The sequence below is a fragment of the Actinomyces sp. Z5 genome (assembly GCF_003287795.1).
Classification (GTDB): domain Bacteria; phylum Actinomycetota; class Actinomycetes; order Actinomycetales; family Actinomycetaceae; genus Actinomyces; species Actinomyces glycerinitolerans.
Window position 1 is genome coordinate 1 of record NZ_QMIN01000056.1, and the last position, 11,677, is coordinate 11,677.

An 11,677-nucleotide genomic window follows, 5' to 3' on the forward strand; every position below is an offset into this window, starting at 1 on the left:
GGTGGGCCGCCGCCACACGGCGGCCCACCCCGGAGTGCTCAGAGCTGCGCGAAGATGCGACTCAGCCGAGGTTGGTGCGCAGGAACTCGGTGATCCTCTCCCACGGGATGGCGCCGTTCTCGCCGCCGTCGTACAGGTCGGTGTGGGAGGCGCCGGGGATGGAGACGAATTCCTTGTTGTCGCCCTGCAGGCGGGCGAAGGCGTCCTTACCCATGTAGTAGGAGTGGGCCGCCTCCCCGTGGACGATCATGACGGCGTTCTCGATCTCCTCGATGTAGCCGAGCAGGGTCGCGTTCATCAGCGAGGAGCCACCGATGACCGTCCACCCGTCGTTGGAGTTCAGGGAGCGGGGGTGGTAGCCGCGGGGCGTCTTGTAGTAGGCGTAGTAGTCCTTGACGAAGCCGGGAGCATCCTCGGGCAGCGGGTCTACTACCCCGCCGGCCAGGGCGTAGGTGCCGGAGCGGTAGTCGGCGGTGCGCTGGGCGGCCACGGACGCGCGCATCTGGTTGCGGGCCTCGGCGGAGTCGGCGGAGTCGAAGTAGCCGTTCGCGGCCACCCGGCTGAGGTCGTACATGGTGGAGACCACGGTGGCCTTGATCCGCGGGTCGGCGGCCGCGGCAGCCAGCGCCATGCCGCCCCAGCCGCAGACGCCGATGATGCCGATGCGTTCGGGGTCGACGTCGTCGCGCACGGACAGGAAGTCGACGGCGGCCTGGAAGTCCTCGATGTTGATGTCCGGGGAGTTCATGTAGCGGGGCGTGCCGCCGGACTCGCCGGTGAAGCTGGGGTCGAAGGCGATCGTGAGGAAGCCGCGCTCGGCCATGGTCTGGGCGTACAGGCCACTGGACTGCTCCTTGACGGCGCCGAAGGGCCCGCTCACGGCCAGCGCGGGCAGCTTGCCGTCGGCGTCCTTCGGCTTGTACAGGTCGGCGGCCAGGGTGATGCCGAAGCGCGTGTGGAAGGTGACCTTCTCATGGTCCACGGCGTCGGACTGGGGGAAGACCTTGTCCCACTCCTGGGTCAGTTCGAGGTTCTCGGTGCTCATTTCCTGATGCTCCGTTCTCTGTATCTGTGGCTGTGCGTGGCGCCCTGTTACGGTGCGGAGCGCCTCCGGCATCTAAATTAACCACTCGGGCAACATGACGCTAATGACCGTTTGTCATGCCTGACATGCCGTCTTGGCATATCTTGTTCGACATGGAGATACGCACACTGCGGTACTTCGCCGCCGTGGCCCGGGAGGAGAACATGACCCGAGCCGCCGCACAGCTGCACGTCTCGCAGCCTACGCTTTCGAAGCAGATGAAGGCGCTGGAGCGGGAGTTGGGGCACAAGCTGTTCGTCAGGCACTCCTTCAGCATCGAGCTCACCGAGGAGGGCCGACTGCTGCGCGAACGGGCCGAGGATCTAATCGGCCTGGCAGACCGTATCGAGGCCGACTTCCTTACCCTGGGTGACATCACCGGAGGCGATCTGTACCTGGGGCTGGCCGAGTCCTACCAGGTGGGTCTGCTCGCCCGCCAGCTCAAGCTGCTCAAGCAGGAGTGCCCCGGGCTGCGCTACCACGTCACCAGCGGCGACACCGAGCAGGTCACCGAGAAGCTGGACCGGGGCCTGCTCGACTTCGCGGCGATCGTCGAGGAGCCCGACGGCGAGCGCTTCAGCCGGTACGAGACGCTGCCCCTGCCCGTGGCGGACAGGTGGGGCGTGGTGCTGCGGCACGACGACGCCCTGGCCGGCAAGAAGGCCGTCACCGTGGACGACCTGGCGGGACTACCGCTCTTCTGCTCGGAGCAGTCCTGGGCACGAGACATCCCGGCCTGGGCCGGCAGCCGCATGGGCGAGCTGCAACTTGAGGGCACCTTCCGCCTGCCCTACAACGGCGCGGTCTTCGCCCGCGAGGGCCTGGGCTACCTGCTCACCTTCGACCACCTGGTGGACACCAGCCCCTCCAGCGGACTGGCCTTCCGCCCGCTGGAGCCGGCACTCGAGTCGCGGATGTACCTCATCTGGCGGCGGCAGCAGGCTCACTCCCCCATGGCGGAGCGCTTCCTGGAACGGCTGCGCGCCTCGCTGGCCGACGACGACACGCCCGCACCATCCACTAGCCTGTCGGTGCAACCGCGGTCGACCTCGAGAACACCGAGAAGGAGCTGAGCACGTGTACAGAGTTCTGGTGGTGGAGGATGATGCGGCGCTGGCACGCGGCATCATCGGCCTGTTAGAGCGCTACCAGTACGACTGCACCGCGGCATCCGACTTCGGAAACCTGCTGCACGAGGTCGAGCGCGTCGATCCGGACGTCGTCCTGTTGGACGTGAATCTGCCGCGCTACGACGGTTTCTACTGGTGTCGCCGCATCAGGGAGGTCTCCAAAATCCCTATCATCATCGTGTCCGCCCGGGACGCCACCGGCGACCAGGTCCGAGGCATCGAAGCGGGCGCAGACGACTATCTGACCAAACCCTTCGATCCGGAGCTACTGCTGGCCAAGGTCGGTGGTGTGATTCGACGCGCCTACGGGGATTTGAGTTCCGCGGATGCCGAGGACGCGCTCACGGTGCGGGATTTAATTCTGTTCCCCGGGCGGCAGCTGGCGGCCATCGGCGGCCAGGAGGTCGAGCTGTCACTCACGGAGACGAAACTGCTGCAGGCCCTGATGCAGGCGCATCCCGATGCGGCCTCACGCGATCGGCTACTCGCCTCCGCCTGGGAGGACGCCGCCTACGTGGAGGACAACACCCTCACCGTCAATATTCGCCGGCTACGCGGCCGCCTCTCAGGACACCGTGTTGGAGTTGAGCTCAGAGCCGTGCGCGGATACGGATACCGGCTCGTCGTCGGCGCGGATGAGCGTGGCGGAGGCACCACGTGAGACTGTTTCTGCGCGAGCACCTGGGCATCGTGATGCTATTCGTCCTGGTTGTGGGAGGGCTGCTACCGCTTTACCAAGGTGTTGGCGGATTCAACACCACCGGCGGCATGACCTACTTCTTGTGCCTGTCCGGTTTTCTGCTGGTGGCGACCCTTACGGTGCGGTATTTCCGACGTCGGCGGCTGTATCGCTGGCTCGGCTCCCCCGGCCGGGTCCTGGAGGAGCTGCTCGGACAGGAGTCCACCGATCCGCTCGTCAATGCCTTCATCCAACACGGCAACGCCAGTTACCAGCGCTACCTGGGGCTGCTCACGGAGCAGCAGGCGGCGACCGAGCAGTGGCGCACCCATATCGTCCAGTGGGTGCACCAGATGAAGACGCCGCTCAGTGTTATCCGCCTGCTGGCGCAGGACGGCGAGGGGAGCCGTGATCCCTTCCCTGTTCTTTGTGAGCTCGACCGGTTGCAGCGGCAGTTGGATCTGGTGCTGAGTCTGGCCCGGATCGAGCGCTTCGAGAACGATCTGGTGACCGAGCAGGTGCACCTGAGTGATCTGGCACGTGGGGTCATGCAACAGAATCAGCGGCTGTTCCTGCAGAGCGAAGTGAGCGTCGCCTGTACCGGCGAGGACGTCGTGGTGAACACGGATCGCAAGTGGATCGGCTTCGTCGTGGACCAGCTGATCCACAACGCGGTTAAGTTCTCCGAACCGGGATCCTCGGTGGAGGTACGCATCGGCGCCCGACCGGAGGGAGCGCAGCTGAGTGTCATTGATACCGGCTGCGGCATACGTCCCCGCGACCTGCCACGCGTGTGCGACCTGTACTACACCGGTTCAAATGGTCGAGCGGGCTCGCAGTCCTCCGGGGTGGGCCTGTACCTGGTCAAGCAGGTGCTCGAACGCCTCGGACACTCGCTGCAGATCACTTCGGCCGTCGATGAGGGAACCACCGTCACCGTGCGCTTCGGCACAAGCACAGCCGCGGCTGCCTGACCACACCGCAGGTGACAGCGATTGTCACCCACCGTCACCCGCTTCGATGGTTCGCGCCCCGTGCGGGCAATAGCTTTAACGGCAGTTGCCGAACACACGGAAGGGGCAAGCAATGACTGAAACGGCAATGCGAAACACCGTGACACACGAGCCCGGACCGGCCGTGGTGTCCCTGGAGGGCGTGAGCAAGATTTACGGGGACACGGTCAGGGTCAAGGCCGTCAATCAGCTCTCGCTGCGCATAGGCGCGGGCGAACTGGTGGCAATCATGGGGCCCTCGGGTAGTGGCAAGTCCACGGTCCTGAATCTGGTGGCGGGAATCCTGCCGGCCACCTCGGGCACCGTACGCGTTGGAGGTCAGAATCCGGCCGACCTGAGCGAGGAGGAGGCCGCAGTCTTCCGGCGGACACGGCTGGGGTTCGTGTTTCAAGACTTCAACCTGGTGGACACGCTGACCATTCAGGAGAACATCATGCTGCCGCTCATGCTGGCATCGGATGAGAGCCCCGCCCGCATGCGACGCCGCTCCCGGGCGGTGGCGGAGCAGCTCGGCATCGGGGATGTCCTGGCCCACCGGGTGCATGAGGTTTCGGGCGGTCAGGCGCAGCGGGCGGCCATCGGGCGGGCGATCATTCACGGACCGCAGCTGCTGCTCGCGGACGAGCCGACCGGGAATCTCGATTCCGCGGCCGCACAGGACGTCATGCGCATCTTCTCCGATCTCAACGAGCGCCAGGGGGTATCCACCGTGGTGGTCACCCATGATGCACGCACCGCGAGCTGGTGCAAACGGGTGGTGTTCATCAAGGACGGGGCCGTGCACTCCGAGCTGTATCGGGAGAACGACCGACTGGCCTTCTACGACCAGATCCTGAACGTGCTCAAGCTCATCGGCGGTGAGGGACGATGACCCTCTGGCAGTTCGCGAAGCATAATGTCCTGCGCGATGCGGAGACCTACATCGCCTACTGGTTGAGCAGCGTCTTCACCGTCACGATCTTCTTCATCTTCGCCGTCAACGCCGACCACCCCGAACTGGATCAGGGCGGCGGTAGCATCCAGCTGTTCATGCGGATGGCCTCGGTGATCGTGCTTGTGTTCGCGGTCGTGTTCCTGTCGCTTTCGATCTACTCCTTCGTGGATCGGCGCAGGCGCACCTTCGGCACCCTGCGGGCCATGGGCATGTCACGCCGCCAGTTACGTCGCATGCTACTGGCGGAGAACTCCCTGATCGGAGCCAGCGCCATTGTGGTCGGCATGCTCGTGGGGACGGCCTTCGGCCACCTGTCGGTACTGATCATGGCGCGCATCGTCCGCCTGTCCAACATCACCTGGAAGACTCCCCTGGCACCGATCCGCGATACGGCGATCGGATTCGCGGTGGTGTTCGTGCTGGTGACCCTGCTCCTGGTTCGCGGCCTGTCCCGGCGCCCCGTACTCGAGCTGCTCTCCTCCTCGGGGCACGAGGCCAAGGGCGTGCGCTTCTCCAGCCCGCTGGCCGTTGTCGGGGTGGTGGTACTGCTACTCGGATACGCGTTGACCTTCTACCCGCGCTATGCAGGATCCGCCCCGGCGCTGATCGACCGCGCCCTGGAGAAGACGCTGAACTACGTGCTGATCGGGTGCTTCATGGTGGGCACATTCCTGGTTCTGAGCCAGTTCGTCTTCCTGGCCATCACCGGCATCCAGAAGCACTCACGCCGCTACCTTCGCGGCGGCAACGCGCTGTGGGTCTCGGCACTGCTGTACCGCCTGAAGAGCGGGGTGACCTCCATGTTCATCTCCACCATGCTGCTCACCGCGGCCTTCTGCGCCATCACCGCATCCATCTCCCTGGCCATGTCCGTCCGCGCCGATATCACGGCCAGCGTCCCCTTCGCCGCCACCTACTACGCCTTTGGCGACAGCGATCGGGAGGCAGGGGACCTCGCGCTCATTGAGCGGGAGCTGGACGGCAACGGCATCGATCATCAGCAGTACACGCTGGACTTCATCCTCCTGGGAGAAGGAGACGATGTGGGTCTGGTGGACACCAAGTTCGTATCCGAGGAGGAGTACGGCCGGGTGACCGGAGAGCACCCCGACCTGGCGGCCGGCCAGGCGCTCGACATCAGTGGGGCGAGCGAAACAACCGGGAGTACGGTCGGCGTGGATGGCGTCGGCGAGCTCGAGGTGGTAGGCGCCGGCACCCGGCTGCTCGACAATCCGCGCAACATTGACTGTTACGTGGTCGCCGACCAGACACTGCAGGAGATCTCCCAGCAACCGCGCACGACCTCCATGCGTGCCCACCTGTTCGACTTCGACGACGCGCTGCATGACTCCGGCGCCCGCGCCTTCTCCACCACCGTGCGCAATACGATCGGCGTCGGGATGGCTGATGGCGAGAGCTTCCTGTTCATCCCGCGCATTGATGAGATCGACGCCGACGAGTTCAGCCACCAGATCTTCACCTACGTGGGCGTGCTGTTCTCCGCGGTCTTCATGGCCGCCTCGGCCAGCCTGATCTACTTCCGGCTGGTTTCCAGCGTGCGGGACAACCTGCCGATCACACGGAACCTGCACCGCATGGGCATGTCGCTGCGGGAGATTCTGCGCGTGCAGCGCAGGCAACTGCTGGTACTGTTCACCGTTCCGGTGCTGCTGGCGGTCGTCAACACGGGCTTCGCCATGAACTACCTGGTGATGGCACGGATCGCCTCCCGGCTCCTGTACGGGCGCTTCCTGATCATCCTCATCCCGCTGCTCGCCCTGCAGGCCGGCTACTTCGCCTTCCTGAGCAGTCGCTTCTCGGCCAAGGTGCGCATCTTCCTGAAAGATCCGCAGTAGGCGGGCGCGTACTCCGGACACCTCAGGAGATGGGGAGATCGAGTCGATCATCCGGCTCGATCTCCCCACTGCCGCGAGTAATGAACTGCGTGGGGATCACAATGTGCTCCGGCCGGAGAACCTCACCCTCCAGGCGGCGGAACAGGCGCTGCGCCGCCACCCTTCCCATGCGCCGGGGGTCCTGCCGCACTACCGTGAGCGCCGGCTGAAGCATGTCCGCCAGCGGCAGGTCGTCAAAGCCGATATGCGCAATCCGGTTGCGCAGTTCCAGATTGTGCAACGCGTGCAGCGCCCCCTCGGTGAGGAGGTTCTGCCCACTGAAGATCGCCGTCGGCGGGCACGGCTCATTGAAGAGCCCAGTGACGGCGCACTCGGCCGCCCCCGCCCCTACCAGCCCGGACACCACGATGGCGCCGTCGGCGTCGGCGCCGCGAGACGTAAATGCGGCTGCGAACCCCTCTTGCCGCTCCACCGCGGTGGCCACATTCAGGCGCTCGGTGAGCAGGGCAATACGGCGGTGACCACGCTCAAGCAGGTGCGCGGTCGCCCGCTCTGCCGCAGCCCGGGTATCACTGGTTACACGGTCGGCCTCGATTCCGTGCGGCGCCCGATCCACGAAGACGATCGGCACCCCCAGGTGCAGCACCCGCTCCAGCGCAGCCCCGTCCGCCGTGGTGGTGTTGACGATGATGCCGTCCACGTGGCGTCTGATGGAGTCCTCGACCGCCGCCACCTCCCGCTCCGGCTCCTCGTCCAGGCTGGAGGCCAGCACCGCCACATCGTGCTCGCGGGCGACGTCCTCCACACCCCGGTGGAGCTCTCCGGCGAAGGGATTGTCAACGCTGCCCACCAACAGGGCGATGGTGCGTGTGGCGCCGCCGGGGCGGCGCAGGCTGCCGGCGCGCAGGTCCACGTGGTAATCCAACTCACGGACGGCATCCCAGACACGCTCGGCGGTGGCGTCGGAGACATTGGGCTCGCCGTTGACCACGCGCGAAACCGTCTTGACGCCGACTCCCGCCAGGCGGGCGACCTGCTTCATGGTGGCCCGCCGCTGCATCCCCGGCGTCGCGCCGGCAGACGAGTATGACGTCACTGTCTCCTCCCCGATTCTTAAGACGCACTTGACCCGAGTGGAAACCAACCGTACCATCGTCACTGCGATTGACATCGTTGTCAGTACTGGAACGCCGCCACTTGGAGGCATCCCAGTAACCCCTTCCCACCGGCCGCTTCGGCGGCCCTCCCAGCCGCGCCCGGCACCGCCGCCCGCGGATCACCTCAAGCAATGGAGCAGATATGGCACCACCACAACCACCCCTGCTGAAACTGACGGACGTCTCCAAGTCCTTTCCCGGCGTGCAGGCCCTCAGCGGCGTCTCCTTCGATCTGCAGCCCGGGGAGGTGCATGCGCTCGTCGGTGAAAACGGGGCCGGCAAGTCCACACTCGTCAAAATCCTCACCGGCATTCACCCCGACTTCGAGGGCAGTTACGAGTACGGCGGCGCCCCAGCCGCCTTCCACTCCATCCGCGATGCTCAACGCGCCGGAATCGCCATCGTCCACCAGGAACTCAACATGATGGCCGACCTGAGCGTGGCGCAGAACATCTTCATCGGCAGGGAGTCCTCCTCTCTGTTGGTCTCCGATCGCGCGCTGAACCGCCGTGCCCAGGAGCTGCTCGCCGAGCACGAGGTCGACGTAGCCCCGCAAACCCTGTTGCGGGACCTGTCGGTCTCCAAGGCACAGCTGGTGGAGATCGTGCGCGCCATGTCCTTCGAGGCGACCAAGGTGCTGATTCTGGACGAGCCGACGGCGGCGCTGTCGGAGGCCGAGAGCGCCGAGTTGCTTCAGCGAGTGCGACGGTTACGGGACCGCGGTGTCTCGGTCGTCTACATCTCTCACCGCATGCACGAGGTCATGGCGATCGCCGACCGCATTACGGTCCTGCGCGACGGCGCGCATGTGGGCACGCTCAAGACGGCCGAAACCGACCTCGACGAGATCATCGAGATGATGGTGGGCAGGCAGGTCGTCAACACCCCGAAAACCCACTCCGACGTAGCACCCGACGCGCCCGTCGTCATGCGGGCCGAGCATCTCGCCTCCGCCGACGTCAAGGACGTGTCCTTCACCCTCCATCGCGGGGAGATCCTCGGATTCGCGGGTCTGGTCGGCGCCGGCCGCACGGAGGCCATGCGGATTGTCGCAGGTGCGGACCGTCCCACATCCGGGCGGCTGGAGGTCAACGGCGCCGAGGTGTCCTTCCACCGTCCCAAAGACGCTATTCATGCGGGAATCGCCTATCTGTCCGAGGATCGCAAGCGCTTCGGCCTGGTCACGGGCCTGTCCGTCAGCGACAACACAGTCCTGGCCTCCTACGACGCCTTCACCACCGCCACGGTCGTACACGAACGTGCGGTACAACGCGCAACCCGCAAGTACGTGGACATGCTGCGCATCAAGACCCCGTCCACACGCCAGCGCGTACGCAACCTCTCCGGCGGCAACCAGCAGAAGGTGGTGCTGGCCAAGTGGCTGCTGCGCGACGTCGACATCCTCATCTTCGATGAGCCCACACGCGGCATCGACATCGGTGCGCGCGCAGAGATCTATCAGCTCATGCGCGATCTGGTCACGCGGGGCAAGTCGATCATCCTCGTCTCCTCAGACCTCGATGAGGTCCTCCACCTGTCCGATCGCGTAGTTGTCATGCGCGAGGGACGCAAGACCGGAGAGCTGGACGCCTCCGAGGCAACGCAGATCAAGATCATGGAATTGGCCACCAAGCAGGAAGAAGGTCGCGCAGCATGAGCGCAAACATCACCAAGAACAACCCACTGCGTGCGCTACCGATGCAACAGTTGATGGCGCTGGCGGCACTGGTCATCCTGTATGCGTTCTTCGCCGTATTCGGCAATCACTTCCTGTCCCCCAGCACCTTCGTGTCGATCCTCGACTCGTCCTACTACATCGGTTTCCTGGCCATCGGGATGACCTTCGTCATCATCACCGCGGGCATCGACCTGTCCTCCGGGACGGTGATGGTCGGCTCCGCGCTGGTCGGCGGCGTGGCATACAACGTATGGCACCTTCCGATCGGCCTCGCGCTGCTGGTGGTACTCGCAACCGGGGTCGCCTTCGGCATCGGCAACGGAATCCTGGTCGGCTTCCTGCATATCCCGCCTTTCATCGCCACCCTGGGCATGCAGTTCGCCTCCCTCGGCCTGTGCGCGGTGATCGCCCAGGTGCAGACACAGACCTTCCCGAGCCTGACCTCCGACGACGGCTGGTTCAAGACGGTCCTGTACAAGGCGGGGAACCTGCCCGTGGGTATCCTCTGGCTGGCCGCGTTCTTCGTAATCGCCTGGTTCATCCTCACCCGCACCAAGCTCGGCCGCTACACCTACGCCATCGGCTCCAACGAGGAGGCGGTCGAGCTGTCCGGCGTGGTGGTCTCCCGCTGGAAGTTCTGGGTCTACGTGCTCAACGGCTTCTTCTGCGGACTGGCCGGGGTCATCTACGCGGCCACCTTCTCCTCCATTACACCCCAGACCGGCAACGGTCAGGAGATGTACGCGATCGCCGCATGCGTGATCGGCGGTACCTCACTGGCCGGGGGCGTCGGCTCCCTGTGGGGAACCATCATCGGCGTCTTCGTCATCTCCGTGCTCAAGACGGGCCTGCTCTCCATGGGCCTGCCGGTGCAGTGGCAGCAGGTCCTCATCGGCGTCGTCGTGGTGCTGGCGGTCCTACTGGACGTCATCCGCACCCGCCGTGCCGGACGCGCGTAATCCCAAGAGCTAATCAAGCCCACCCCATCCACGAAAGGAACCATCACCATGACCCCCATGTTCACCCGGAGGACCGCGCTGACAGCGGCGCTCGCCTCCGCCTGCTCCCTGTCCTTGCTGGCCGCCTGCAGCGATGACGGAGGCTCCGCCGGCTCGGACGGGAAGATGAAGGTCATCATCATTTCCAAGAGCTACCAGAACCAGTTCTACCAGGCCGCCTTCAAGGGTGCGCAGGACGCCGCCGACGAGCTTGGCGTCGACTTGGAGACCAACGGTCCCGACGCCGAGAGCAACGTCTCCCAGCAGGTGGAGCAGCTGGCCTCTGCGGTCAACCAGCGCCCGGCCGCAATCGCCCTGGCGGCCTGCCAGCCCGACGCCGTGCAGGATGCCCTGGTGAACGCCAAGAACCAGAACATCCCGGTGATCGGCTTCGACTCGGGCGTGCCCGACGACGCCTCCGGCGCGGTGCTGGCCACCGCGACCACCGACAATGAGGCGGCCGGCGGAAACGTCGCCACCAACCTCGCCGCCAACGCCGATCTGCAATCCGCCCTGGCCTCCGCGAGCGCGGACTCCCCCGCCGTCATCGGGGTCCTGGCACAGGACTCGACCTCCGGCTCGATCGTCCAGCGTGTGGACGGCTTCACCGCCACCCTCGTGACCGAGTTGGAGAAGCTTGACGGCCTCGCCGGTGCGGTCGACGTGTCCGGACAGCAGCGTTGGACCACGCCTTCGACCAACCCCGCCAAGGTGAAGATCGTCGTCACCGTACCGCCCACCACCAGCCAGGCGGACATTCAGTCCGCGGCCACCTCGATCCTGTCCACGGACGGCCTGGTGGCCTTGTTCGCCGCCAACCAGGACGCCGTCAACGGCGTCATCAGCGCCACCGCTGACGCCTCCCAGTTGGACCGTGACTCCGGCCGCTACAAGGACCTGCTGGTGGTGGGCTTCGACGCCGGCACTTCACAAAAGGACGCCGTGCGCTCCGGGGCCTTCCTCGGCTCGGTGACCCAGGACCCCTACCAGATGGGATACCAGGCGGTCACCCTCGCCGTGCAGGCGGCGAATGGTGAGAGCGTTGAGGACGTGGACACCGGTTCACACTGGTATGACTCCTCCAACATCGATGATGAGGACATCTCGGTGCTCCTGTACGACTGAGAGAACCGAACGACGTGGTGGCC

At 65.4% G+C, this 11,677-nt stretch carries 10 protein-coding genes; 8 read left to right on the forward strand and 2 right to left on the reverse strand.

Going from position 1 to position 11,677, the window contains the following annotated elements:
• Window positions 1-61: 61 nt before the first annotated feature.
• On the reverse strand, window positions 62-1,045 hold the full coding sequence (locus tag DRB06_RS07815; RefSeq protein ID WP_111819604.1) for an alpha/beta hydrolase: 984 nt from the start codon (window positions 1,043-1,045) through the stop codon (window positions 62-64).
• Window positions 1,046-1,197: 152 nt separating this feature from the next.
• Here DRB06_RS07815 and DRB06_RS07820 point away from each other — a divergent pair, with 152 nt between their 5' ends.
• The 5 genes from DRB06_RS07820 (at window position 1,198) to DRB06_RS07840 (ending at window position 6,696) form a co-directional block, all read left to right on the forward strand.
• Window positions 1,198-2,157: a LysR family transcriptional regulator gene (locus tag DRB06_RS07820; protein WP_108968222.1), complete on the forward strand. Its 960-nt coding sequence runs from the start codon at window positions 1,198-1,200 to the stop codon at window positions 2,155-2,157.
• Between the two features lie 4 nt (window positions 2,158-2,161).
• Window positions 2,162-2,875: a response regulator transcription factor gene (locus DRB06_RS07825; protein WP_073328549.1), complete on the forward strand. Its 714-nt coding sequence runs from the start codon at window positions 2,162-2,164 to the stop codon at window positions 2,873-2,875.
• Entirely contained in the window at window positions 2,872-3,867 is a 996-nt protein-coding gene (locus tag DRB06_RS07830) for a HAMP domain-containing sensor histidine kinase (protein ID WP_108968225.1), read from the forward strand. The genes DRB06_RS07825 and DRB06_RS07830 overlap by 4 nt, the downstream gene beginning before the upstream one ends.
• 112 nt (window positions 3,868-3,979) lie before the next feature.
• Complete coding sequence (locus DRB06_RS07835; protein WP_258522201.1) at window positions 3,980-4,777, forward strand: ABC transporter ATP-binding protein; 798 nt, start codon at window positions 3,980-3,982, stop codon at window positions 4,775-4,777.
• A complete protein-coding gene (locus DRB06_RS07840) occupies window positions 4,774-6,696 on the forward strand; it encodes an ABC transporter permease (RefSeq protein WP_108968229.1) in 1,923 nt (640 codons plus the stop codon). Before DRB06_RS07835 ends, DRB06_RS07840 begins: the two co-directional genes overlap by 4 nt.
• Before the next feature lie 22 nt (window positions 6,697-6,718).
• Here the strand turns inward: DRB06_RS07840 and DRB06_RS07845 are convergent, their stop codons facing one another.
• Complete coding sequence (locus tag DRB06_RS07845) at window positions 6,719-7,792, reverse strand: LacI family DNA-binding transcriptional regulator (RefSeq protein ID WP_220092995.1); 1,074 nt, start codon at window positions 7,790-7,792, stop codon at window positions 6,719-6,721.
• A 203-nt stretch (window positions 7,793-7,995) separates the two neighbouring features.
• Here DRB06_RS07845 and DRB06_RS07850 point away from each other — a divergent pair, with 203 nt between their 5' ends.
• Genes DRB06_RS07850 through DRB06_RS07860 form a run of 3 tightly spaced genes read left to right on the forward strand, consistent with a single transcriptional unit; the run spans window position 7,996 to window position 11,654 of the window.
• Window positions 7,996-9,510 carry a sugar ABC transporter ATP-binding protein gene (locus DRB06_RS07850; protein WP_111819606.1) on the forward strand — a complete coding sequence of 505 codons (1,515 nt, stop codon included), beginning with the start codon at window positions 7,996-7,998 and terminating at the stop codon, window positions 9,508-9,510.
• Window positions 9,507-10,490: an ABC transporter permease gene (locus tag DRB06_RS07855; protein ID WP_111819607.1), complete on the forward strand. Its 984-nt coding sequence runs from the start codon at window positions 9,507-9,509 to the stop codon at window positions 10,488-10,490. The genes DRB06_RS07850 and DRB06_RS07855 overlap by 4 nt, the downstream gene beginning before the upstream one ends.
• A 48-nt stretch (window positions 10,491-10,538) precedes the next feature.
• Window positions 10,539-11,654: an ABC transporter substrate-binding protein gene (locus tag DRB06_RS07860; RefSeq protein ID WP_111819608.1), complete on the forward strand. Its 1,116-nt coding sequence runs from the start codon at window positions 10,539-10,541 to the stop codon at window positions 11,652-11,654.
• Window positions 11,655-11,677: the final 23 nt, after the last annotated feature.